This is a genomic window from Spirosoma soli (assembly GCF_042684525.1).
GTDB classification, from domain to species: domain Bacteria; phylum Bacteroidota; class Bacteroidia; order Cytophagales; family Spirosomataceae; genus Spirosoma; species Spirosoma soli.
This window is the reverse complement of sequence record NZ_JBHULN010000001.1, coordinates 837,599-863,437: the sequence shown is the minus strand read 5'-3', so window position 1 is coordinate 863,437 and position 25,839 is coordinate 837,599. Positions and strand designations below refer to the sequence as shown.

Sequence of the window (25,839 nt, the reverse complement as noted above, 5' to 3'; positions counted from 1 at the left end):
AAAACAAGATGTTAGTGCTCAACGCCATTCGTAATAAGCTCATCCATCGAATTTATGCCGTAGTTCGCCGGGGCGAAAAATATGATAAATTTTATACCCCTTCGTTTGTTTAAGCCATAGAAATCGGTCCGATTTCGCTCATTCACTCATTCGCTCTTTAATTTACGTAAACAACCTTATCGCCTTTGGCTACCAGTTCCCCAAATGACTGTAAATCAAAGCCGTTCTCCTGAGCCACGCGTTCAAATTCGGTTGTGCTGTTTGGCTCAACCGCAATGAGCAAACCACCCGACGTTTGCGGATCGGCCAGTATGTAACGCTGGGTTTCGGTAAGCTCACTGATCTTGTGGCCGTAACTGTCCCAGTTGCGTACGGTTCCACCCGGAAAGCTTTTCTGCGCCAGATACTCGTCGACGACTGGCAACGTGGGTACACTCGCGAAATCAAGTACAGCGCTTAAATCAGACCCTTCAGCCATTTCAGTAAGGTGGCCAAGCAGACCAAAACCAGTTACGTCAGTTAGCGCTTTCACATACGGTAATTTTCCTAGCACGGCGCCAAAGCTGTTTAACCTGGCCATTTGAGCCGGAGCTAAATCAGCGTGTTCGGGCTTAAGAATGCCTTTTTTCTGGGCGGTCGTCAGGATACCAACCCCCAACGGCTTGGTCAGGTACAAGCGACAACCTTCGGTAGCTGTGTTATTCTGCTTCAGGTGATCAAGGCGTACCTTACCCGTTACGGCCAGCCCGAAAATTGGTTCGGGCGAATCAATGCTGTGCCCGCCCGCCAGGGGAATACCTGCTTCAAGGCAGACCGCACGCGAACCCTCGAGTACCTGGCCGGCAACTTCAGGCGGTAGCTTATCCAGGGGCCAGCCTAAAATAGCGATGGCCATGATGGGTTCACCCCCCATCGCATACACGTCACTAATGGCATTAGCCGACGCAATTCGGCCGAAATCGAAGGCGTCGTCCACGATGGGCATGAAAAAGTCGGTTGTGCTGATGATGGCTTCCCCATTACCCAGATCGAGTACGGCGGCATCGTCGCGGGAGTCGTTGCCAACCAGCAGATTTTCGTAGCGCGGCTGGAACGCCGTAACGTTTGTGTGCAGGATCTTATCCAGAATTTTGGGCGAAATCTTGCAGCCACACCCGGCGCCGTGGCTGTATTGAGTAAGCTTTATAGGGGTCGTTTCCGTTGGTATCATAACAGCACAAAAGTAAGAGAGAAACTAAACAGTTTACGAGGGTTTTCTGCCCAATGATGTACGTATATAGGTAATGGTTCAGTCAAAGTTTTAGGTCCGTTCTGGTGATTTTACAGGCTTAACAAAAACTTAACATAGAGGAATAGTACGTAAATGGCCTCATTTTGATCTATTCCATGAATATGGCCTTAATGTTAACTCAGCGTAGTACTTTTTAAAGATTAGGTACTTTGTAACCCGGGAAAAATTAAACGATCTTTGCGGCCGAATTGACGCGTTACCTAACCGTATGAGTTTCTTAAAAATACTAACCAAATCAAACACTTCTATGTCTAAAAAATTACTGCATTTTCGGGCGGCATTCATGTTGCTCGGCAGTATGCTATTGGCCGTGCTCATGGGGAGCGGAGCTATGGCGCAAGGGGTAACAACCTCGTCAATCAACGGCGTTGTTACCGATGATAAAGACCAGGCTTTGCCTGGTGCTACTGTGGTGGCAGTTCACACACCATCAGGAACGCGTTATGGCATTACAACAAACGCACAAGGCCGTTACAATTTACCCGCCGTTCGTATTGGTGGTCCTTATGAAATTACCGTAACGTTCGTTGGATTTCAAGAGCAGAAACGCACCATCCAATCAGCCGAATTAAATACCCCTACTGTTGCTAATTTCAAATTAGCCGAAGAAGGCCAGCAACTGAGCGAAGTTGTTATTACGTCGCAGCGGGGTTCTATCATTGATTCTGACCGTAACGGGGCGTCTACTAATATCGGTCGTCAGAGCTTTGAGCGGTTACCTTCTTTGTCACGTAGCTTCACGGATTTAAGCACACTGACTCCGCAGGCTGGTCCTGGCTTCTCGTTCGGTGGTCGTTCACAATTATATAATAACTTCTCGATTGACGGATCAACTGCTAATAATGTGTTTGGTCTTAATGCTCTGCCTGGTGGCCAGTCAAGCGCAACGCCGGTTAGTATTGATGCTATTGAGCAATTGAACGTATCGATTTCTCCGTTCGATGTAACTCAGGGTTCATTCACTGGAGCCGGTGTTAACGCCGTGACTCGTTCAGGAACGAACCGCTATGAAGGATCGGCGTATGGCTTTTACCGAAATCAAAGCTTTGTTGGTACGAAGGTGGGAGGTAGCGATGTACCTGCAGCTCAACAACAAAACTTCAGTTTCTATAACGCTGGTTTTCGTTTAGGTGGACCTATTATCAAGAATAAGCTATTCTTCTTTGTTAACGCTGAGCAGGAGCAACGATCCACTCCAGCCGTTTTATTTCCAGTAGGAGGTTCAGATGCGAACGGGGTTCCGTTTCAGCAAACACAAGCTGCTGCTGATTTAGAGCGTCTGCAAACGTTTTTGACTACCACCGGAACTAACAAACCCTGGACATTCGATCCGGGTACATTAAATCCGTTTGATGCACTTAATAAGAGCACAAAGTTCTTGGTGAAAATTGACTGGAATATTAGCGATAAGCACAAATTGACGATTCGCTACAATCAGTTGAATTCGTTTAGTGATGTTCCGCCCAGCAACTCCGGATCAAACCAGGTTAACCCGCCAAGTGGTCGTCAAAACAACGTGAATACGATTCCGTTTTCAAAGACCTGGTATCGGATTAATAATAATTTGAAATCCGTTATTGCTGAGTTGAACTCTACGTTCAGTAACAAGTACGCTAACAACTTACAGCTAGGATATAGTGCGTTCCGTGACTTTCGTCAAGGTGGTGGTGGTGTAGAAACGCCTACTTTTCCGACAGTAGATATTGCTGGCGTAACAGGAAATACCCTGACAAGCATTGGCGCGGACCCATTCACACCAAATAATGTCCTCAATCAGGATATTATTCAGTTGAATGACCGTTTTGATATTTTTCTCGGTAAGCACACAGTATCAATAGGTACGGCGAATGAATTCTACCGATTTGAAAATGGTTTTACGCCTGCTATCAACGGTATCTATACATACAGGAGTGTTGATGACTTTATCAACAACGTAACGAACCCATCTCCAAGTAATGCACCACTAGGCTTCACAAAAATATATTCTGCGGTTCCGGGTGTTGCTGTGCCGATTGCCAGATTTAATTCTGCACAATTAGGTTTTTATGCACAAGATGCCTTCAATGTTACACCTCGCCTACGAGTAACGGCTGGTTTGCGTGTAGATATTCCGACATTCAATGATAATGGCTTGTTGCGTAATACAGTAGTTGAGCAACTGACATTTAATAATGGAGAAAAGATTGATGTGGCAAAACTGCCGAACAGTACGCTTCTCTGGTCACCACGTGTAGGTGTTAACTGGGATGTTTTTGGCAATCGTAGTTTACAGGTTCGTGGTGGTACGGGAGTTTTCACTGGTCGAGTCCCATTCGTGTGGATTTCGAATCAGATTAGCAACAACGGTGTGCTGTTCGGAACAATCGCTCGGACAGACCAAGCCTCTAACGCTAACATTCCATTCAGTATTGATCCCTTGGCTCAGGGCGTACCTGCCTCGTTGACAGGAGCAGTGGGTGAGCCATTAGGACAGCAGTTTACGATCAACGCTACAGTACCTAACTTTAAGTTTCCCCAGGTATGGCGCACTAGTTTTGGTATTGATAAGTCGCTTCCAGGTGGTTGGGTAGCTACATTCGACGCTATATATACAAAAGACATTAATGCTGTCTATATTCGTGATGCTAACTTATCTAACCCTGCAGGTACATTAGCGGGTGATGGCCGTCCAGTATTTGGTGCAGTAGCGGGTAGTGATTTTTTGAACCCACCTCAAACTATCAACCCACCACTCGACCGTCGCATTAACGACCGTGTTGTGCAGGCTTTAGTTCTTGATAATATCAACCGAGGCTACGCTCTAAGCTTAACGGCTCAGATCCAAAAGCGTTTTGCTAATGGGTTTGAAGGTTCGCTTGCGTACACCTATACGGATTCAAAGGATATTAACGCACAGTCAGGGTCAACGGCGGGTACAATTTATACAGGGCAGCCAGTGGTTGGATCACCGAATCTGCCTAACTTGTCTTATGCTAATAACCTAATACCTCACCGTGTTGTTGGTTACGTTCAATACCGTCGCGAGTACCTGAAAAACTTTGCTACAACTCTATCGCTTACTTACAGCGGGCAAAACGTAAGTAATTTCTCGTACACATACCTAGGTAGTCCAAATAGCGATGGGACTAATAACAACGATCTTATTTATGTGCCACGTAACCAGAGTGAAATAGTGCTGGCTACGACCAACGCCCAGGACACCCGCTCTACACAGCAAATTTGGGATCAGCTAAATGCTTACATTGAGCAAGATCCTTACTTAAGTAAACGTCGCGGCCAGTATGCCGAGCGTAACGGAGCTTACTTGCCTTGGCAAAACCTGGTGAACTTACGTTTGTTACAAGACTTTTACGTTCCAGCGGGTAACGGCCGACGTCATACGTTACAATTATCGGCTGAAGTAACCAACGTGTTGAACCTGCTAAACTCAAATTGGGGTATAGCGCAAACAACCAACCGGGCTAACTTATTGAACTTCCTGGGCTACGAAACGCCAAATACAGGAACGGCTGTAACTACCGGTCGGCCAATTTACTCGTTTGCTGAAGCAGCACCAGGTCAGGCGCTATCCAGTACGTATGTGAATAACTTCGGTTTATCTTCTCGTTGGCAGCTGCAGCTAGGTGCTCGTTACATCTTCTAAGCGTTTAACGTAGACAAAACACACTGATTTCATGAAAAAAAATATAGATCTTATTGGGACAGTTACTTCGGCACTGTTGCTTTCAGCGGTGTTACTCACTAGTTGTGAAGACACTGATTATCCAGCGGCTCAGCCCGCGACAACCCCCACGACAAACCAGGCTCGTTTCTTGTTTGTAAACGCGGCTCCTGGAGCTCCGGCGCTTAATTTCTTTGTTGAAAACAACCCGGCTGCACAATCAATCGCATTTGGGCAGGCTTCAGCCTATGTGCCATCTCAAGTGGGTAATGTTCAGCTACGTGCCAAGGCCGCTTCAGGACAAATTGGTGGTGTACTTGGTAGCAATGACGTATTGTTCCGTGCTGGAGCTACTAATCAGAATAACTTTGCCGCATCTGCCAACGCTAGCTACACGGTGTTTGTAACAGATACGCTGAACCGCCCTCGTCCGACCACAACAAATGGAACAAACCCTGGAGGACCACAATTTCTGACCGTTACAGATAATTTAGCCGCTCCTGCCGCTGGCAACGCACACGTTCGTTTCTTTCACTTAGCTCCTGACGCTCCTGCTGTTTCAGTACGTCTAGTGCCAACAGCACCTGCATCGGTCACCGTAACGCCTACGTTCCTTAACCGAGCGTATCGCGTTACATCAGTGGGTTCGGGAACGGCTGTAACAAACTATGCCAACTTCACGCCAGTACCGGCGGCTACTTACACTGTGCAAGTGTACACGGCCCCTAACATATCGTCAACGTCTGTTGCAGCTCTAACTGTGCCAAACGTAGCATTAGATAATGGTAAGATATATACGTTGTATGCACGTGGCTTACGTCGCAATGGTTCTCTTTCGGCTGGAGTTGTTACGCATAACTAAAATTTGATTAAGTTCTTATCAAAACGCCCCGGCCAACTTGGCCGGGGCGTTTTGATTTTTCTATATGAAATACCAGATACAACCCTTTTAAGCTTTCTAGGATCTTCATGGAGAAACTCTTCTAACAATATGAAAACCTGCTACCAGACCTTTTCTCGCATTTTGGTATTGATTAGTACAATAAGCTGTAACAGCAGTGTTGAGTCATTCCCTGTTGTAAGGCGCTATAAACATAATTTGTATAATAGTGAGGCTGAATGCCGCAAGCTTAATCAGGGTTTTGAGTTTACTTGTTCTGAAAGTGTTTCGTTTAACACAGATAGACGAGTGGATATGCTGTTAGGTGGGGGAGATACAGGCTTTAGAAGCAGTTACAAACGAACAAAAAATAAAATCACTATCAGTTCTGCACCTGGCTTATCAAGCGGCTTAGTGTTTAGGGTCATAAATGACAACGAATTGATTCGAGTTGATAATAATACCAAGTGGCAAAGCTATTAGAACCTAGGCTTGTTAAAGGCTCTTTGCTTTGAAAAAGTGGGCTTCAAAAGGGAAGGCAGTTGAATGCATTTATTTTTATCATGGCAACACGGCCGCATCTCCCTTTGACTTTCTCATACTTACTACGTCGACACCAGCTTGATAACCCGCTACGATCAGTTTGCCAATGTCATCGGAGACAGTTATAAGTCGGGGCTGCGTCGACTGGATAAAACGGCTACCACTTCAATATCTTCGGCTGAGATTCGGTAATAAAGAATAGTCTGTCTATTAACCACGCACTCCCGAAGGCCCGGCCGCTTTTCCGACTTGCGGTACATTTCGGGCATTTGACTAATCAGTTCCAGCTTTTCTGACAGGAGGGCCAGAAAGTCGGTTTTTACCTGCTGTGACCAATGTTCACCTAAGTAGGCTACCAGTTCTTCCAACTGGTTCTCGGCTTCGGCCGAAAAGTAAACGATCATTGAGCCAGTCTCGCTAATACGTCGGTAAACGGCTTTCGGCGACCAGCCGCCAAATCGGCCAGACCCCGGTCGATGGAAGCCTGCTGTTCGGGTGATAATTCAGCCCAGAAGTCGGTTGACTGTTTTACTTCCCGGCTCAAGAGCGTCAAGTGAGCCTCTAAAACGGCATCATCATCAATCTGGTCGATTAACCGGTGCAGATTGCTGCGCAACTCAATTGTACTCATGTTGAAAAAGATTAGGTAGTAAAGATAAACAAAATTTGTGCTGCCGATTACGGCAGCACGGCCGCATCTCCCTTTGACTTTCTCATACTTACTACGTCAACACCGGCCTGGTAACCCGCTACGATCAGTTTGCCAATATCCTCCGAGGTAAACTTCATTAGATTTAATGAAAGCGGCTCAGTGGGGCGGATGATGGTCAGCTGCAATTGACGATTGTGAAGCTGCTCCCGCTCGGCGAAGCGCTCGGCCCAGGCAATATCGTTGTTCACCAGCTGATTAACCGTAATGTCCTTTACCCGGTCGGCCAGGTTAAGCAGATTACGGTAGTTGAACTTCTCGTTATACACCTTTTTGGCATGGCAGGCGACGCAGGCAATCTCGGTTGCCCCGTCTTCAATGGCTACGCGTAAGGGAGCTACCTCGCGCAGACCACCATCTAAAAAGGCCCGTCGATGATCGCCCCCAATCTGTACAGCAGGCATCAGAAACGGCAGCGAACTACTGGCGTAGATGTAGTCCAGAAAATCAGGATCATTGGCATCGGCGTAGCGCATGTCGCCTTCAATAATGTCAACAGCTCCCACTTTTATTTTTACAGGGCCCGTTTTAAGCGCTTCCAGATCAACTGTTTTACGAATGAGATTCTGAATAGGTGAGTTGTCCAGCAGCCCGTCAAACCGGCTCATAAGCGTATTGTAGCCCATCCGAAAACGGGAGCGAATGACGGCTACATCGGCGGGTCGGGTAATGTTTCGAATCCAGAACTCGATCAGGTATTTGCCTACTTTTTGCCAGTCTACTTGTCCGTATTGCGCCTGTTGGTGCGCGGCTTCATTGGCTATGAACGTAGCGTTAAGGCTACCTACAGAAATGCCATAAAGTTGGTCGGGAACGAAACCCGATTCAAATAATGCCGTGACTGCGCCGGCCTGAAATGCACCTTTTAATGAACCACCACCTAGCACAAGTGCTTTACTATGTGGTTGAGCAGGTAACGTATGATTGGAGAACTTAGGTAGTGGTGGCGTTGGGTTATTAACCATGGACGATGAGTTGACGGCACAGAATAGGAGTAAATTGATGATTTTTAGACACTAAACAAAAAGAATTCAAACCTTAATTACAGAATGTCGAATTTCGTTTTCTGAACGGCTCTTCACCGTCTGCTCTTTCCTTGTTATACTTGCCGACATTTGGTTAGTAAGCTACTAAATCAGTGCCTAAGGCTACTCAACAGGACAGACGCCAGCCTGGCATAAGCCTTTCACGTCAGCAACTTACCAACTTGCTGTTTTATTAGTTTATTGACTAACCTACCAATTGAAACATGGCCCTTACCGTTGCTGATATACAAGCCCCGATTGCTACCGAAATGGAGTTGTTCGAGCAAAAATTCCGGGACTTGATGAAAAGCGACGTGATGCTGCTCGACCAAATCATGAACTATATCGTGAAACGGAAAGGCAAGCAGCTTCGTCCAATGTTTGTGTTCTTAACAGCAGGTGTTTGCGGACAGATTACAGAATCGACGTATCGGGGCGCATCACTAATCGAGCTGCTTCATACGGCTACTCTGGTTCACGACGACGTAGTCGATGACTCTAACTACCGCCGTGGGTTCTTTTCGATAAACGCGCTTTGGAAAAACAAAGTAGCCGTTTTAGTGGGCGATTACTTGCTGTCTCGTGGGTTGTTGTTATCCATAGATAATGGCGATTTTGAACTGCTTCAGCTTGTTTCCACGGCTGTTCGTGAGATTAGTGAGGGAGAATTGCTACAAATCGAAAAGGCGCGACGGCTCGATATTACCGAAGATGTGTATTACGAGATAATCCGTCAAAAAACAGCGTCGCTAATTGCTGCCTGCTGCGCTGTTGGTGCCCGCTCATCGGGCGTCGACAAAGTAATGATTGACAACGCCCGAAGCTTCGGCGAAAAGGTGGGCATTGCGTTCCAAATCAAGGACGACTTATTTGACTACGGCACGGCTGAAGTTGGTAAGCCCTTAGGTATCGACATTAAGGAGAAGAAGATGACGTTGCCGCTTATTTACGCGCTGAACAAAGCTGGTTTTCTGGAGAAGCGTCGGATCATCAACATCATTAAGAACGAAAGTGAAACCCCTAAAAAGGTTAACGAAGTAATCACGTTTGTCAAGAACTCCGGTGGTATCGAGTACGCTACCGAAGCTATGAATCGCTACGTTCTCGACGCTCAATCGCTACTTAATTCCTTTCCTGATTCACGCTACCGGCAGTCATTACATCAACTGGTGCAGTATACAATTGATCGGAGTAAATGAGAAACTTGGCTTAGCAGCTGTGTGTTTAGTGAACAAAAAAAGTAAAGTATACGGTTCGTATATTATCTCAGCAACTACCTGCTATACTGCCTATTGACGGATTGATTGGATTGGACGTCTTTCGAAAGTTAAAAAAAACGATTAGCATAAACTTTGCTGAAAAAGAGATTGTGTTGAGTTAAGAGTTAGCCCTTTTCTCTTTTTTATCGCCTGTTTTCTGTGCAAACAGCTTGTGAAAGTCTGGGCTTTCGGTGTTCATCCACTTATCCCAGAACGTAAAATATAAGCCGTAATTAAAGCGAAACTGCGCATGGTGTAAGCTATGGTGGGTCGCCCCAATGAGCCAACGGCCCAACCAATGCCTGTTGAAATCACGTGGGTAAATCTCCGTATTTAAATGATTAATGGCGCTTGATACTGTCATAATAAGCAGCAACAGCCCCACTGCCGAAATGTGTAAGGGAAGCACAAACGTCAAGATCGGAATGACAATTGCCTGCAACGTGCTCTCAATGGGATGAAAGGAGAAAGATGTCCAGGGCGAAGTGGTAATACTATCGTGGTGCGTCTTATGCACCCAACGGTATACACCCGGCTTATGCATCCAGCGGTGTAGCCAATAATAGTACGTTTCATGAATAAACATCACTAAAACGATGCTGGCTGGGTACCAGGGCAAAGGATAGGCGCTTAGATCTGTATAAATCTTAGTATATCCCGCCTGGTACGCTAAAATTACACCGATAGCGATAGCCGTAAAAATCAACGAAGTGAGAAGCGACCACCCGATCTCCCGCCTATCCTGGCCAGGTTTGCGAGGACGCGTTTGAACCGCCCGGTGCGCAAACTGTTCTTTCATCGAGACTTTGAATAGCCACCAAAAGCCCAGCGAAAACAGAACGTAGCGTCCGAAAATGGCAATGAAAAACAGCAAAGCCGTTAGCCAAAGCGTGCCTGGTCCAGTAATTTGAATCATCATACTATATATTATACAGTGAGCAGAAAGAGCTACGTAGTAATCAACCCAATGGGCACATCAATGTTAGGTAAATGCAAGCGCTTTTACTGGCACTAATCTTAAAAATAGGCAAGAACACAATCTTCACATTCCCTTCATTAAGCACCGTTCGGCAGGCCATAGATTTGTTTGTACCTTTGCAGCCGTTTCTCAACTATCAAAAAAACGGCTTCATGCGCCCGCATTTTTCCTTTTTGGTGCTATCACTGCTTACCGTAGTAGCGCTGGCTCAACCCAGAAAAGTAACGTCTCAATCGGCATCGTCCCAGAATCGTCAGCCGACGTTAACACGCCCAAAACTCGTTGTTGGTATCGTTGTCGATCAAATGCGTTATGACTATCTCTATCGATACTACGATAAATTTGGTATGGGTGGTTTTCGACGATTAATGGATGGTGGCTTCAATGCCCGAAATAATCACTATCACTATGCCGCTACGTATACCGGTCCAGGCCACGCTGCCATTTATACAGGGTCGGCTCCGGCGTTGAACGGTATCGTGGGTAATGACTTCTATGATCGTCGTCTTGGCCGACTGATGTATTGCGCCGAAGACACGACGGTTACTACAGTGGGTAACACCGGAACGGCCGGCAAAATGTCGCCCCGCAACATGTTGGTTACTACCATTGGCGATCAGCTTAAGCTGGCTACTGATGGCCGGGCTAAGGTAGTCGGCATTGCCCTGAAAGACCGTGGTGCCATATTGCCCGCTGGTCATGCGGCAAACGGTGCTTACTGGTTCGACTCAAAGGATGGTAATTTTATTTCCAGCACATTTTATCAGAAAGAGTTGCCGCAGTGGGTACAGACCTTCAATGCCCGTAAACTACCTGATCAATACGTAAGCCAGAAATGGCAGCCCTTGCTGGCTATGAACCAGTACACCGAAAGCACGCCCGATGATGAGCCGTATGAGTCAACGTTACCCGGCGAACCTAAATCGGTTTTCCCGCACGAGTTCATTGTTCAGACGGGTAGCAGTAAATATGAAGTACTGCGTACCAGCCCCTACGGTGACGAACTGACCAAAGAATTCGCCCTGGCAGCGTTGAAAGGCGAACAGCTTGGGCAACGCAACGTAACAGATCTGCTTTGTGTTAGCTTCTCATCACCTGACTACGTAGGCCATGCGTTCGGTACACACGCCATTGAGACCGAAGATCAGTACATTCGGCTCGATCGCCAGTTGGCGGAATTACTCAATCAACTCGATGCCACGGTTGGTAAAGGCCAATGGTTAGCGTTTCTCTCCGCCGATCATGGTGCTGCTGATGTGCCTGGTTTTTCGCAGCAATATCGAATTCCGGCCGATGTAAAAAGCTATGGCGAAGTTGGCGATGCTATTAAGGCTACTCTCGAAAAAGCCTACGGACCAGGCCAGTGGCTACTGTCGTATTTCAATCAGGAGATATACCTTAATCACACCCTGTTTGCAGAGAAGAAAATTGCCATTCAGGACGTGTATGAGTTGTTACAAAGCGTGTTGCTGAAGCAGCGGGGTGTAATCAACGTAATAAACCTGCATAATCTCAATGCGGAAGCACTTCCCGAGGTGCAGCTAAATCTGTTCCGTAACGTTTATCATCCGAATCGCAGTGGCGATTTCTACGTGATGCAACAGGCTGGCTGGTTTGAAGGACGCGCTAAGGGCACAACCCACGGCACAACGTATGCCTACGATACGCACGTGCCTTTTCTGCTGTACGGCTGGGGTATAAAGCCGGGGCAAACGTTCCGCCGGACCCATATTCATGACATTGCGCCAACCATTACGGCCCTGCTTGGCATTCTTGAGCCCAGCGGCTGCATTGGCGATCCAGTAGAAGAGGCCATTGCTAAGTAAATCTCGGCTATTTGTTATATGTATTGACTGACGAGGTTGTCATTGATTGTGGGATGCGGTCAACGACAACCTCGTTGCTCATTTAATCTATAACGAAAGTCACTTCTTTAAAGTCAAACGTTCGTTGCCCGGTTTCGGTTGATAAAACTAGTCGTCCAATTGGGTCAATTCCTGTCAGAACAGCCCGGAAGCGTTTATCATCAGCCCGGAACCAATGTTCTTCCCGGTAGCGAAACAGCGATTGAAGATAGTTTTCTCGCATAGCCTGGCGTTGACCTGAACGTAGTTGCAAGTACCGGTGTTCTAACGTTTCAGACAGGCGACTAAGCAAACCAGGGAGATCATAGTCATTGGGCAACGGAGCCTGTAGCTGAAGAGAGGTTGCTGTTGAGTAGCCGAATTCCGTTTGATTAACGTTCAGTCCAATGCCAGCTACCGACCAGGCGATGTTATAGCCGTGCAACGTGTTCTCGATAAGAATGCCACCTAACTTCTGATTGCCGACGTAGATGTCATTGGGCCATTTAATGCGCAAGGCATCGCCTACAAGCGGCAGTAAAGCGTCATAGATACCGAGCGAAACGGCGATGTTAAGCCAGAACTGTTCGTTTGCTGTCAAGAACATTGGCTTCAGAATCAGCGAGAATGTCAGGTTTTGCCCTGGCTTAGCTTCCCATTGATTGCCTCGTTGCCCTCGACCAGCCGTTTGATGATCTGTTACGACAATCAACCCCTCAGCCGGCTCTTGTTGATTGATTAAAGCGGACGCTTCGTCGTTAGTTGACTGACAGCTTGGCAGGTATTGGATTATTTGACCGAAAAAAAGAGTTTTGGGATGGATTTTGTACAAAACTTTGTTTAGTTTAGTAGTAGGAAGTTAATGAATGATGCCTTAGGCTTACAAGTCTTATAGATAAAGGTACCCGCTGATTAACTTGTCGTGCAATGTTAAAACGAAAGCATGAGAATTAGCAAAAACCATGAGTTTACAGCCGAGCAAATCCGGGACTTTGTTGTTCGGGGGATGCAGGAGAAAAAAGCCCAGGACATCGTTGTGATGGACCTGCGCAATGTTAAAAACGCCATCTGCGACTACTTTGTACTCTGTTCAGGAAATTCTGACACGCAGATTGACGCTATTTCGACCTCTGTTGAAGAGGAAGTTTACAAGGCTAGTCATCAAGATCCTTGGCATAGAGAAGGGAAGACGAACCGGGAGTGGATTTTGCTGGACTACGTGGACGTAGTGGCCCACGTATTTAAAAAAGATCGCCGGTCGTTTTATGATCTCGAACAGTTGTGGGGAGATGCCGAGATTCATCTGATTGAAGAAAGCGCACTCTCAACCGTGTCTTAACTAGATTATAGATTAATTGAGAAGTAAGGTATATATTTTCCTTGCTTTAGGCCGTTTGTGGGATAGATTAACCGTCTATCCCAACCATTTCTCAACAGAAACATTCAACTGTGAAATGGTGTTACCCTTTGAAATCCGTTTGTACAACCTGAGGAAATGGCAGAAAACAATAATAAAAATTCGTTAGTACCCCGTGGAGGCCCGCGCAAGCCCAACTTTCAGGGGTGGATTGTTGCATTGCTGATTGCCGCCATCCTCGGCATTACCTTCTTTAACAAAAGTTCAGCCACTCGTGAGATTTCGCAGAAACGGTTTGAGCGCATGGTGAAAGATCGTGAAGTGGCCGAAGTGGTGGTGGTTAATGACAAAGTTGCCGAGGTAACCTTGACCCAGCAAGCAGCACAGAGTCCTAAATACCGTGGATTATTTTCCGATAAACCCTATTTCGGTACGAATCATGGCCCACATTTTCAATTCCAGATTGCATCCGGCGAGACCTTTAAGAAGGACTTGGATACCATGCAACAAGGGGTTCCGGACAACGAAAAGATCGATTACCGATTCGAGCAACGTAGCGATTTTGGTAGTATTATCAGCACATGGGGATTCCTGATCGTCATGATCCTGGCTATGTACTTTTTGCTCGGTCGCATGTCGGGTGCCGGTGGTCCTGGTGGACAGATCTTTAATATTGGTAAGTCGAAGGCTGCGCTGTTCGATGCCGATAGCAAAGTTCGCATTACGTTTAACGACGTAGCCGGTCTGGATGAAGCCAAGGAAGAGATTAAAGAGATTGTCGATTACCTGAAGAACCCTACCAAGTTCACCAAGCTTGGGGCGAAGATCCCTAAGGGAGCCTTATTGATTGGTCCTCCAGGTACCGGTAAGACCTTGTTGGCGAAGGCCGTGGCTGGCGAAGCCGGTGTTCCATTCTTCTCGCTGTCGGGTTCTGACTTTGTTGAAATGTTTGTCGGTGTTGGTGCCGCTCGGGTACGTGATTTGTTCAAACAAGCTAAAGAGAAAGCTCCCTGTATCATCTTCATCGATGAGATTGACGCCGTGGGTCGTTCGCGCGGACGTGGCTCTATGCCTGGTGCCAACGATGAACGGGAAAACACGCTGAACTCGCTGCTGGTCGAGATGGACGGTTTCGCTACCGACTCAGGTATTATTATCCTGGCTGCTACCAACCGCCCTGACGTACTGGACTCTGCCTTGCAGCGCCCAGGCCGTTTTGACCGTCAGATTAGCATCGACAAGCCAGATATTGTTGGTCGGGAAGCTATCTTCCGGGTTCACTTAAAGCCTATTAAATTAGCTGCTGACGTTGATCCGAAAGAGCTAGCCGCTCAGACACCAGGTTTTGCTGGTGCTGAAATCGCCAACGTTTGTAATGAAGCTGCACTGATTGCTGCCCGTAGTGATAAGGAAGCCGTCGATATGAAGGACTTCCAGGACGCTATGGACCGGGTGATTGGTGGTTTGGAGAAAAAGAACAAGATTATTTCTCCGGAAGAGAAAGAGATTGTAGCCTACCATGAGGCTGGACATGCTGTCTCGGGCTGGTTCCTTGAGCATGCCGATCCCCTCGTGAAAGTGACCATCGTACCCCGTGGAGTGGCCGCCCTGGGCTACGCCCAATACCTCCCTCGTGAGCAGTACCTGTACCGTACGGAGCAACTCATGGACGAGATGTGTATGGCGCTGGGCGGACGGGCCGCTGAAGACCTGATCTTTGGTAAGGTGTCGACCGGTGCGTTGAGCGACTTAGAGCGAATCACGAAGCTGGCGTACAGCATGGTAACGATGTACGGCATGAACGATGTGATTGGTAACGTATCGTTCTACGACTCCAAGCAATCGGATTACGCGTTCAATAAGCCTTACTCCGAAGAGACGGCTAAGCACATTGACGAGGAAGTCAGAAAGATTGTTGAAGTTGCTTACAATCGTACCAAGGGTCTGTTAACCGAAAAGCGTGAAGCACTTGAGGTTATCGCTAAAGAATTGCTTGAGAAAGAGATTCTTTACCAGAACGATCTGGTGCGGTTGATTGGTAAGCGCCCATTCGAGCGTGAAACAGTCTACCAGGCGTATAAAAACAAAGGCGTAGCTGAAGAGGTGAAAGAAGAGATCGGTAAGGAAGCAAAACCTGCCGAAACCGAGCCCGAATCGCTGCCGCTGTAAATTAATAATGAATAAAGCGGGTGAAAATCCGCACCTGATACGCTTACAAAAGCCTTCAGGTGCGGATTTTCACCCGCTTTATTTTTTGCCTAGCTCAATGACCTGCATGTCTGTGACACGACCCATGTCGAGCGAAAAGCGAATAGCAGTTCGCATTTGGTGAAATCCTGTTTTGCCAGCAGCACCGGGATTGATAAACAGGAGATTGTTGATCGCCGGATCGCGGGTAACTTTAAGGATGTGCGAATGGCCACAGATAAAAATATCAGGCGTGTTCAGTTGTAGGTTTGGCCGAACAGTGGTATTATACCGAGGTGGCGTACCGCCAATGTGGGTCATCCAAATGTCAAGTCCCTCAAGAGTGAACCGTTGGTGCGACGGTAGATTACTAGCTTCTTGATCAATGTTGCCACAAACCACTCTCAATGGCCGAAAGGCTCTAAGCTGATCGGTAACAGTTGGTGCACCCACGTCTCCAGCATGCCATACTTCATCACAATCGTTAAAATAAGTGAAAACCTGGGGATCAAGATAACTGTGTGTATCCGAAAGAAGACCAATGCGAGTCATAATGTCATACTGGAATGAACAAAGGAAAGTTGACAAATATATCCCCTGGAGAATAGTATTATCTGTCAACTTTCCTTGCTCTGTATTTCAACAATTATACGACGGTTCCTAAGATTAGATCTTTCATTTCAGACCTGATTTTCTTTTTATCAATTTTACCAACGCTGGTTTTAGGAATCTCCGGCACAAAAACAATGCGATCCGGGACATACCATTTGTGAAGTTCTCCTTGTTCAACCTTTGCTTGCAAACCGGCTTTAATGCTATCAGCCGTCAGGTTAAAACCGGGTTTTTGTACAATGAGTGCATGAGGACGCTCACCCCATCGATCGTCGGGCAGGCCAACTACTGCTGATTCAGCCACGCCCTCTACCTGCGATAAGGCATCTTCCATATCGAGCGAAGACACCCACTCGCCACCTGTTTTAATAACGTCCTTTGTTCGATCGGCAATCATCACCCAATAGTCTGGCGTGATGCTGGCTACGTCGCCGGTATGAAGCCAGCCCCCTTTCCAGAGCTCTGCGGCACGCTCAGGATCATTATAGTACCCTTGAGTAGCCCATGGGCATTTCACCACAATTTCGCCGAGGGACTGGCCATCGTGTGGTACAAAATTGCCGTCATCGTCCATCAGCCGCATCTCAACAAAGGGAGATACCCGCCCTGCTCGGGTGCGTAAGTCAATCTGTTCGTCAATTGGGAGTTGCTTTTCCTGCTCGTTCAGATAAACGATTGCTGTAACCGGAGCCGTTTCCGACATGCCGTACCCTTGCGAGATAGTTATTCCCAAATCCATGGCGGCTTTCGCTAAACCTTTCGTGAGGGCCGACCCGCCAATCAGCACTTTCCAGCGGCTGAGGTTCTCGCGGTACTTCTGCGCAGCTGGGCTATTGACGAGCATATTCATGATCGTCGGAACGCAGTGGGAGAGAGTCACGCCTTCGGTGATGAGTAGCTTTAGCAGCAATTCTGGCTCGTAACGACCAGGATATACTTGCTTGGCCGACATCATAGTTGCCAGAAACGGAAATCCCCAGGCATGAACATGAAACATGGGCGTAATAGGCATATACACGTCCGATGAGCCTTTGAAAGACATTGCCTCGTAGCCAATTATGTACGTCAGTAGACCCATCGTGTGCATAAACAGCTGTCGGTGCGAGAAGTAAACTCCTTTCGGGTTGCCCGTCGTTCCGGTTGTATAAAAGGTAGTGGCCCAGGTATTCTCGTCGAAATCCGGAAATTCGTATTGGTCAGATGCGCCTTTTACCAACGCTTCATACTCGCCCGAAAAACCTGCTGGTACGTCTCCGCCCGCATTCGGATCGGCATACACCTTATCGCTTAACAGGACATACGTATCAACCGTAGTTATTTGATCTTTAATGGCGTTTAAGATGGGCAGGAAGTCTTCATGAATTAGAACGACTTTATCCTGCGCGTGATTCATGGTGTATAAAATCTGCGCGGGCGACAGGCGTACATTCACCGTATGCAAAATGGCTCCGATACTCGTGACGCCGAAAAAGCATTCGAGGTAGCGATGACTATCCCAATCGAATACGGCAACAGTGTCGCCCGGACCGACGCCTAAATCGGTTAAGGTGTTTGCTAGCTGACGAACGCGCCGGTTGAACTCGACGTAATTCATTCGGAACAAATCGCGGTAGACAATCTCGCGTTGCGGCTCGTATTTAAGCGACTGCGCTAACAAATTCTTTATAAGCATAGGAGGCTCGTGGGCCTCGGTAGTGCGTGGGATCAGCTTTGTCTGGATCATATTAAGTAATGAAGTTTACTTGAAAACGTAAAAGATGAAGGTACGTTTGAACAATGAAAAGAAAAAATAAGATTAATTATGAGCTAGAATAGCTCTTAGCTAGCCTGCTAGGAATCAAGGTGTTCTGCCCGCTTATTATAAAAGGAGGTCAGGTATGACTGTTAGCCTATACCTGACCTCCTTTTATAACGTACAACAGTAACTACTCGAAATGGGTATACATTACTCTCGTTAAAGTCCAGCTTCTACAGAAGGCGCCAGCCTGGCGTATTTCAGGTTTGTGATTGAAATACCCGTAGCCGACTTGATAAAGAGTTTGGTCATGTCTTTCTCTGGAAAAAATATGTCGGTCATGACGGTGAGGCCATTATCCGCAAACAGCTCGACAGAGGCCACATCGGCCAGAAGCGTGAGCGAAATCGTACCATCCGCTGACAAACGCGGGGCCGTATGCCGCTTACCGAAGCCTTTCTCAAAATCAGTTTTACCCGCTTTGGTCCGGTCGATGTAGTACGCATTGGCCGCTTTATCATACCCAATTACCAGTTCGTTGCCCTGTTCGTTGGCCAGCACGATTGAGAAATCATTGGTCGCCGGAGCCGAAAGAGCCAGTCTGAAACGATCCGCTTTCCCACCGGTTTTGGCTATCAGGTCGTAATCTCCTTTCACCGCTATGTTGTTGAGCGAGGTTATTTTCTCATTCAGTACGTCAAGCTCCTTTACAGGGTTGGACGTCAGATATAACTCCTTGTTGACCTCCTTCAAACCAAGCTCTCGTGGCACCGTGTTGGCGCTTCTCCACGAAGTGGTCGGCACTACGTTCGCATATTGCCAATTGCTCATCCAGCCCATCAGTATCACCCGGTCGCCGGTGTTGGAGAACGTTACTCCAGCGTAATTATCGGTGCCGTAGTCCATCCACTTGGTTTTAGTGGAATAGGGTTTGAAGCTTTTTCCGTCGAAATCACCCACGAAGTACTGGGTCGCCGAGCCACCGTTGGGTCCACCGGGATTGATGCTGACTAATAGTACCCACGCTTTCTTACCGTTGACATCCAGCGGAAACAGGTCGGGGCATTCCCAAACGCCCCCATGCGCCCCGATCTCCTGGCCGAACTCGCTTTCCTTAGTCCAATTTTTGAGGTTGGGCGACGAGTAAAACGTAACGCGGTCTTTGGTGGCCAACGTCATAATCCATTTCTTCTGGGGGGCATACCACCGCACTTTGGGGTCCCGAAAATCAGTGATGCCGGGGTTTGGCAATACCGGATTGTCGGCGTACTTGGTCCACGTCTTGCCTTCGTCCAGGCTATAGGCAATGCTCTGATATTGAAACTGATTCGACTGCTTCGACTTTTCCAGCTTCATATTATGGTGCGTAAAAATGGCCACCAACGGTACCTGACCGTTTTTACCGAAGCCGCTGGTGTTGTTCACGTCCACGACGGCGCTACCGGAAAAAATCAGTCCCAGGCTATCCGGATACAGTGCGATGGGCTGCTCCTCCCAATGGACCATGTCCTTACTGGTAGCATGGCCCCAATGCATTGGCCCCCAGGTTGTGCCTTCGGGATAATGCTGGAAAAACAGGTGATACATACCCTTGTAGTACACCATCCCGTTCGGATCATTCATCCAGTGGGCTTTAGGCGAAAAATGATATTGTGGTCGGTGAGGTCCTGACGCTTTTTGACCGTGCGCAGTCTGACCAATGAACAGTAAAGTAACTACGATCAGGACTGACAGGATTGTGACTTTATACATGATGCTTATTTTTTGACAGGTTTTACAGCCCGGCCGCCGGGCTGTAAAACCTGTCAGAGAAAGTTTAAAATCCTGGATTTTGCTTGTACAAGCCTTTCGTAAAGGTAATCTCCCGTTGTGGAATTGGTAAGTATTCATCGCGACCAGCGGTAAATTTAGCGCCACTGAGGAACGATCGCCTGGTTTTCTCCTTGCTTAAATAGGCATTAAGCGTTGGTTCGGCGATGCCCCAGCGGACCAGGTCGAAGAAGCGTGGACCTTCCGTGGCAAATTCCAGTCGGCGTTCCCACTGCAACGCCCGGCGAGCATACGCCTGCGTCCAGTTGGCCGCGTCGTAGGGCTTGATCAGGTAATTCGACGGATCAGTGCCGTCGGCCTTTTTCGTGCGCCCTGTACTCTTGGCAGCTCGTTCCCGGATTTTGTTAATAAGCGGCAACGCCTGAGCTTGCTGCCCCAGTTCAATATAAGCTTCCGCCTGCCAAAGCAAAACATCAGCGTACCGGATGATGTCGATATTCTTCGACGTACCGATGAATGGCCCCTGCTTTTTATAGCTCGAACTCGTCGCCAGCTGCTGCTCTTTCATGCTCTGGAAGAAACCGTACACCCCCGGATCACGGACCCAGCTATTGCTGAACGGCGAAGCTGCGTTGTACTTGTACGGGTGACCGTCAATGCCGATGGTATGATCGACGCGGGGGTCAACCGTAGCGGTTTTGAAATCAATAATGCCGTCGTTGTACGTATCAAACTTAGGCAGTCCATTTACGTCTGTCGCGAAGGCGTTCGCTAAGTTCTGCGTAGGCTGATGGAAACCACAGCAACCGTATTGCGGAGCACCGTGTGGGTAATTTAGCCCCGTTTCAAAATTAAGTCGGCCCAGCGTTGTCCCGTCGTTGATTGAATACTGAACCGCAAAAACGGATTCCACCCCATTGTCGAATTCGGGTAGGAAATTTTCGGCAAAATCGGGTTGCAGCGTGTACTTACCGGAATTGATAACTATGCCGGTCAGTTTGACTACCTCTTCTAACTTCGTCCGATTGATGTTCACAACCTTGTGATTATCATCCTGCTCATAAGCTTGAAACAAGCGGAGTTTGGCGAGATAAGCGGCCGCTGAAAACTTATTGGCCCGAGCTTTTTCCGGCTGTGTTTCGGGGAGATTGTCGACGGCAAACTGAAAGTCCTGCCCGATTTTATCCCATAATTGATCGCTGGTGTACTGCCGGTTCGAGGTCTGTAGAATTTGATCGTTCGACAGGGTTTCATCCACGTACGGAATGTATTTGAAAAGAATTTTCAGCATGAAGTGTGCATGGCCGCGCAGGAAACGTAATTCGCCCAACCGCGCTTTCTTCAGCGGGAAAGCAGTTTCGCTCAGGTTGGTAATCGATCGGATAGCCACGTTGGCGCGGGAGATGGCTTTGTAGTAGTTCTCCCAGGTATACGGATGATAAAAGCCGCCACCCTGCTGCGGCTGCGTCAGATTGTGCTGTTCGTAGAAGTTGATATCTTCCAGATCAGCTACCCCACCCCCACCTTTGTGGGCATCGTCAGACCGAACGCTGCCGTACACCCACATGCTGGCGATAGGCCCAATCATTTCGCCGTTACCCAGCGACGCATAAGCCGCCGTTACGAGCGCATCGGCGTTGCCAGCACTGGTAACGTTATCGGAAGAAAGTGTTCCCTGGGGTTGGTATTCTAGGAAGTCGGTGCAGGATGTGAACAGACTTCCACCCGCAACGAGGAAGAATGAAAGTAGTAGTTTCGTTTTCATGATCGTAAGATTAAGGTTAGATTTAGAAGGAAACATTTAGGCCAACAGTGAACGTACGAGGCACCGGAACCGTGTTGATATCAACCCGTTCAGGATCAGGTCCCAAAAAGCTTTTGCTCTTGAACCAGATGACGTTCTCGGCCATTCCGTACAACCGAAGGCTCGTTACCCCAATCTTACCAATCATCTCTTTCGGGAACGTATAACCCAACTGCACATTCCGAATCTTGTAGTAGGACGTATTTACGTTGAAATAGTCCGATGTGCGGGTCTCGTTGTTGCCATCTGACAAGGTCAGGGCCGGAATACGGGACGACGTATTTTGGGGCGTCCAGGCATCGAAAACACCCGGCCCCACGTTTTCGCGGCCCCGAATGAAGTTGTTGTAGAACGTGTACGGATCGAAGCCGGTCCGACCAGCTACCCCGGAACCGAAGATTGAAAAATCGAAGTTTTTGTAGCCGAGCTCAAGCCGGGTACCATATTCGAGCGCGGGCAGCGTCGTTCCGAAAAACTCCTGATCCAGCGCGTCGATTTTCTTGTCGCCGTTCAGGTCCCGGTAGCGAATGCGGCCCGGTCCCGCCCCGACCTGCTGGGCATGGGCGTCTACTTCAGCCTGGCTCTGGAAAAGGCCATCGGTTCGGTAACCGAATAAATCAAACTGTGAGTGGCCAAGAATGGTCGTCACCGCATTACCGGCAAAAGCCGACCGAACCTCCTCGGGTAAGACCGTGATGCGGTCGCGGAAGCGGGCGAAATTGGTGGACACGTTCCACGTAAAATCGCCGATCGGTTTGCCGAAATACGCCAGCGAAAGCTCGAAGCCTTTGTTGGTTTTCGTAGCCCCGTTCACGAATTTCAACTGACCTTCGCCAACGGCCGCGGCTACGGGCGGCTTGATGAGAATGTCACGGGTTTCGCGCGTGAAGAAGTCGAGCGAGCCGGCTAAGCTTCCGTTCAGGAACGCGAAGTCCAGCCCCAGGTTCAGTTCGTCGGTCGTTTCCCAGCGGAGGGCCGTGTTTTGTCCCTGCGTCTGCACAAAGCCCGACGGCAACGTACCCGAACCCGTTCCATTCAGGTCATAGGCCGTTCCTACGTTCCAATATTGATCAAAGAAGCTATTATGACCGTTCGGCACCTGCGACGCCAGGGTTCCGTAGCGCGGCTCAAACAGACCGAATCGGGCCAGATCGCCAATATCCTGGTTACCAATACGGCCCACACCCGCTCGTAGTTTGAGGCTGCTGATTGCCTTTATGTTTTGCATAAAGGCCTCTTTATCAAGACGCCAGCCGACCGAAGCCGCCGGGAAGAAACCGTAGCGGTTGTCGGCCCCGAAGCGCGACGAACCATCCCGGCGCAGGGTAAGGGCGGCTAAGTAGCGATCACCGAAGTTATAGTCGACCCGCGCAAACTGCGACAGTAACCGGCTGCCGGTCGAGGTGCCGGTGCTGCTGGCATTACCCGAAGCCGCACTTAGTACAAAGAAGTCTTCGGTTTGCACCGCGAAGTTTTCCCGGTACGAAACAACATCGTCTAAATTATCGCGGATGGCTTCGACACCAGCCAATGCATTGAATCGGTGATCCCCAACACCAAAGCTGTACCGTAGCGTGTTCGTCCAGGTCAGGCTCAGGAACCGGTTCGTATTCAGCGTCAGGCTATTCAACGAGCGGGCAATGAAGCCATTCTGGAAGGACTGCTCGATGTTTTTGAACCCATAGCGTGCGTTGTCCATACCCAGCGACGACCGGAAAATCAGGCCCCGGATCGGTTCGATTTCCGTGTAGACATTGCCAAAGACGAACGTCCGGTTGATTTTGTCCCAGCGGTTGATATACTGCATAAACACCGGGTTGTTGCGGTCCGAATAGCCCGAACCGATGGGTCCCGCGAAATCGCCCGTGCTGGTGTAGACCGGAATAGTTGGAGCCAACGTAACGGCCAGACCAGGCGTTGGCGCACCACCAAGGTCGTTCGTGACCGGTGTTTCGCGGGAAGTGGTCATTTGCAGGTTGACACCTAATTTGAAACGACCGTCAAATTTGCTGGTGAGGCCGTTCAGTCGCCCCGTCAGCCGGTCGTAACCCGTGTAACGCACCAGGCCCGTGTTGTTGAAGTAACTCAGGTTGACCATAATCGACGAGCTTTTCGTGCCCCCCGAAACGGTCAGGTCGTTGTTCGTCACATAAGCGGTTTTGTAAAGCGCATCCTGCCAGTCCGTGTTGCCCGACGGCACTTGCTGATTCCCGCCGACATACGGATTGGGCGTAACGCCGTTCAACACCGGATTCTTAAAATCCTTGTTCCAATCGAACGAGTAGATTTCGCCGTAAGCCGATGCCGGATCAACCCCGTCGTTCACCGAGGCCCGCCAGAGTGCCCGACCCCGGTCCACCGAGCCCAGCATCTTAAACCGCTCGGGCTTTTCGGATTGCGACGTAATGCTGGTATTAAACTGCACGGCGAGTTTACCGTCTGTATTGTATCCGTTTTTGGTGGTGACGATGATCACCCCATTCGACGCCCGAGACCCGTAAATCGACGCCGACGATGCGTCTTTCAGCACCTGCACCGACTGAATGGCCGTCGGATTAAGGCTCTGGAACACCTGCGGGCGCTTGGTCGGTACGCCGTCTATGATGAACAGCGGATCGTTGTTGCCCAGCGTGTTGGCCCCCCGAATCAGGATGCGGCTGGCTTCGCCCGAGGGCGTTCCGGTCTTTTCGATATACAACCCCGGCGTCCGTCCCTGGAGGGCCTGGAGCGGGTTACCCGAACTGGTATTTTTCGTGACGGATGGTTCAATGATGGCGACGGCCCCCGTCAGGTCCTGCCGACGCGCGGTGGTATACCCCAGCACGACAACCTCGGCCAGTTGTCCACCTTCAGTCAGCAGGACGGTGATGTCGCTCTCGTTTTTAATGGATACTTCCTGGGCCGTATAGCCAATAAAGGAAACCGCAATGCCGGTCGCGCTTTGGGGCGCGGAGAGCGAGAATTTACCTTTGGCGTCGGCTACAGTGCCGGTGGTCGTGCCAAGAATGATAACACTGGCTCCCGGTAGCGGCTCTCTGTTTTTAGCGTCCAGGACACTCCCCGTGATGGTACGCTGGGCCATGGTCAGCGACACCGTCATCAGCAGGGCCGCCACAACAAGTAAGTAGTTTTTCATGAGCATAGAAGGATTGGTTTAAGATAGATTGGTCAGGAAGGCTAACTAAGTCGTGCCTCAATAACGGCCGACCTTCCTACTTGCTGAGTGATCGTTTCCTCAGAGAAAGTAGGTGTTGCGCCCCGTTGCGTGGCTACGTAAGCGCCCGTAGCGCAGGCAAACTCCAGGGTTTTTTGGGGAGTCGCCCGTTGCAGAGTTTTGTAGAGAAATGCGGCTAGGAATGCATCACCGCTGCCAATGGTGTCGGCTACCTCAACGGGGAAGCCGATCTGACTGTGCATCCCTGTTTCATCCAGTAGTACGGCCCCGTCGCCACCCAGCGTTACGCACAGTTTGTCGAGGCCGTATCGCTCGCGAAGTTGCCGCATAGCCTGGTGCAGATCATGCTCGTGGCCATACCAAGCAGCCAGCTCAACGAGTTCGTGTTCGTTCAGTTTGGCGATGTCGGCCTGGTGCAGAAGTTCTTCTACCGTTTCCTGGTCGTAATGCGGAGCGCGGAGGTTTACGTCGAATACTTTTCGGGGTGCTACGGCCAGCAAAGCCAGCAGGGTCTCGTGGGTTTGGGGACTCCGGGCGGCTAAGCTGCCGTAGACGAAGAAATCGCTTTGCCGGACCACGTCGAGTAGACCCGGCTCCAGCTGAATGTAATCCCAGGCAACGGGCTGGACAATCTTATACGTCACCTCGTTGCTATCGGAAATATTCGCTTTGGCAACGCCCGTTAAGTGGGATTGACCTACCTGGACCAGGTTAAGCGGAATCTCTTTCTGAGCCAGGAAATCAAGTAGCTCCCGTCCTAAGTCGTCGCTGCCGACGCGGCTGATGAGTTTGGCGTTGAGACCAAAATTGCGCAGATCGGCGGCTACGTTCATGGGGGCGCCACCGGGTTGTTTACTGGTCGGCAATACGTCCCAAAGGATTTCACCGAAGCAGGTAATGGTTGGTGTCATAAGAGTGTTCGGTTTATGGTTTTCGGTATACGGCGGTCCGTCGCTACGGCGGTCCGTCGCTACGGCGGTCCGTCGCTACGGTGGCTGACGCCGGCCC

General features: G+C 49.1%; 18 protein-coding genes and 1 pseudogene. 7 read left to right on the top strand and 12 right to left on the bottom strand.

What is annotated here, in order from left to right:
- Window positions 1–113 (top strand): annotated as a pseudogene (locus tag ACFSUS_RS29155) (IS110 family transposase); the annotation flags it as partial.
- A gap of 44 nt (window positions 114–157) precedes the next feature.
- On the opposite strand, the gene selD reads toward ACFSUS_RS29155, so the two are convergent.
- Complete coding sequence (gene selD / locus ACFSUS_RS03540) at window positions 158–1,210, bottom strand: selenide, water dikinase SelD (protein WP_381519128.1); 1,053 nt, start codon at window positions 1,208–1,210, stop codon at window positions 158–160.
- 328 nt (window positions 1,211–1,538) lie between these two features.
- Here selD and ACFSUS_RS03535 point away from each other — a divergent pair, with 328 nt between their 5' ends.
- Together ACFSUS_RS03535 and ACFSUS_RS03530 are read left to right on the top strand one after the other, a co-directional pair.
- Window positions 1,539–4,934: a TonB-dependent receptor gene (locus ACFSUS_RS03535; RefSeq protein WP_381519126.1), complete on the top strand. Its 3,396-nt coding sequence runs from the start codon at window positions 1,539–1,541 to the stop codon at window positions 4,932–4,934.
- Window positions 4,935–4,965: 31 nt separating this feature from the next.
- On the top strand, window positions 4,966–5,814 hold the full coding sequence (locus ACFSUS_RS03530; RefSeq protein WP_381519123.1) for a DUF4397 domain-containing protein: 849 nt from the start codon (window positions 4,966–4,968) through the stop codon (window positions 5,812–5,814).
- 683 nt (window positions 5,815–6,497) lie between these two features.
- Here ACFSUS_RS03530 and ACFSUS_RS03525 read toward each other — a convergent pair.
- Genes ACFSUS_RS03525 through ACFSUS_RS03515 form a run of 3 tightly spaced genes read right to left on the bottom strand, consistent with a single transcriptional unit; the run spans window position 6,498 to window position 8,049 of the window.
- Complete coding sequence (locus tag ACFSUS_RS03525; RefSeq protein WP_381519121.1) at window positions 6,498–6,779, bottom strand: type II toxin-antitoxin system RelE/ParE family toxin; 282 nt, start codon at window positions 6,777–6,779, stop codon at window positions 6,498–6,500.
- Entirely contained in the window at window positions 6,776–7,006 is a 231-nt protein-coding gene (locus ACFSUS_RS03520; protein WP_381519119.1) for a hypothetical protein, read from the bottom strand. Before ACFSUS_RS03520 ends, ACFSUS_RS03525 begins: the two co-directional genes overlap by 4 nt.
- Window positions 7,007–7,053: 47 nt before the next feature.
- Window positions 7,054–8,049 (bottom strand): patatin-like phospholipase family protein, encoded by a 996-nt coding sequence (locus tag ACFSUS_RS03515; protein WP_381519116.1) that lies wholly within the window; start codon window positions 8,047–8,049, stop codon window positions 7,054–7,056.
- 284 nt (window positions 8,050–8,333) lie between these two features.
- On the opposite strand from ACFSUS_RS03515, the gene ACFSUS_RS03510 reads away from it, so the two are divergent.
- Window positions 8,334–9,308, top strand: coding sequence for a polyprenyl synthetase family protein (locus tag ACFSUS_RS03510; protein WP_381519113.1), 975 nt, complete (start codon window positions 8,334–8,336; stop codon window positions 9,306–9,308).
- Between the two features lie 178 nt (window positions 9,309–9,486).
- Here the strand turns inward: ACFSUS_RS03510 and ACFSUS_RS03505 are convergent, their stop codons facing one another.
- The gene (locus ACFSUS_RS03505; RefSeq protein WP_381519166.1) at window positions 9,487–10,284 is read right to left on the bottom strand and encodes a sterol desaturase family protein; all 798 of its coding nucleotides are present in this window, start codon (window positions 10,282–10,284) and stop codon (window positions 9,487–9,489) included.
- Window positions 10,285–10,499: 215 nt separating this feature from the next.
- Between ACFSUS_RS03505 and pafA the strand changes: the two genes are divergently transcribed.
- Window positions 10,500–12,173, top strand: a complete 1,674-nt coding sequence (gene pafA, locus ACFSUS_RS03500) for an alkaline phosphatase PafA (protein WP_381519163.1) — start codon at window positions 10,500–10,502, stop codon at window positions 12,171–12,173.
- Between the two features lie 82 nt (window positions 12,174–12,255).
- On the opposite strand, the gene ACFSUS_RS03495 is transcribed toward pafA, so the two are convergent.
- On the bottom strand, window positions 12,256–13,023 hold the full coding sequence (locus tag ACFSUS_RS03495) for a biotin--[acetyl-CoA-carboxylase] ligase (protein WP_381519112.1): 768 nt from the start codon (window positions 13,021–13,023) through the stop codon (window positions 12,256–12,258).
- A 111-nt stretch (window positions 13,024–13,134) separates the two neighbouring features.
- Here ACFSUS_RS03495 and rsfS point away from each other — a divergent pair, with 111 nt between their 5' ends.
- A complete protein-coding gene (gene rsfS / locus ACFSUS_RS03490) occupies window positions 13,135–13,530 on the top strand; it encodes a ribosome silencing factor (RefSeq protein ID WP_381519109.1) in 396 nt (131 codons plus the stop codon).
- 156 nt (window positions 13,531–13,686) lie between these two features.
- Complete coding sequence (gene ftsH, locus ACFSUS_RS03485; RefSeq protein WP_381519106.1) at window positions 13,687–15,717, top strand: ATP-dependent zinc metalloprotease FtsH; 2,031 nt, start codon at window positions 13,687–13,689, stop codon at window positions 15,715–15,717.
- Between the two features lie 78 nt (window positions 15,718–15,795).
- Here the strand turns inward: ftsH and ACFSUS_RS03480 are convergent, their stop codons facing one another.
- From ACFSUS_RS03480 to ACFSUS_RS03455, 6 genes are all read right to left on the bottom strand, one after another.
- Window positions 15,796–16,287 (bottom strand): metallophosphoesterase family protein, encoded by a 492-nt coding sequence (locus ACFSUS_RS03480; RefSeq protein WP_381519104.1) that lies wholly within the window; start codon window positions 16,285–16,287, stop codon window positions 15,796–15,798.
- A gap of 94 nt (window positions 16,288–16,381) precedes the next feature.
- The gene (locus ACFSUS_RS03475) at window positions 16,382–18,070 is read right to left on the bottom strand and encodes a fatty acid--CoA ligase (RefSeq protein ID WP_381519102.1); all 1,689 of its coding nucleotides are present in this window, start codon (window positions 18,068–18,070) and stop codon (window positions 16,382–16,384) included.
- Window positions 18,071–18,301: 231 nt separating this feature from the next.
- A complete protein-coding gene (locus ACFSUS_RS03470; protein ID WP_381519099.1) occupies window positions 18,302–19,834 on the bottom strand; it encodes a glycoside hydrolase family 32 protein in 1,533 nt (510 codons plus the stop codon).
- Window positions 19,835–19,898: 64 nt separating this feature from the next.
- Entirely contained in the window at window positions 19,899–21,617 is a 1,719-nt protein-coding gene (locus ACFSUS_RS03465; RefSeq protein ID WP_381519096.1) for a RagB/SusD family nutrient uptake outer membrane protein, read from the bottom strand.
- Between the two features lie 22 nt (window positions 21,618–21,639).
- Window positions 21,640–24,792, bottom strand: a complete 3,153-nt coding sequence (locus ACFSUS_RS03460; protein ID WP_381519093.1) for a SusC/RagA family TonB-linked outer membrane protein — start codon at window positions 24,790–24,792, stop codon at window positions 21,640–21,642.
- A 41-nt stretch (window positions 24,793–24,833) separates the two neighbouring features.
- Window positions 24,834–25,742, bottom strand: a complete 909-nt coding sequence (locus tag ACFSUS_RS03455) for a carbohydrate kinase family protein (protein WP_381519091.1) — start codon at window positions 25,740–25,742, stop codon at window positions 24,834–24,836.
- Window positions 25,743–25,839 lie beyond the last annotated feature (97 nt).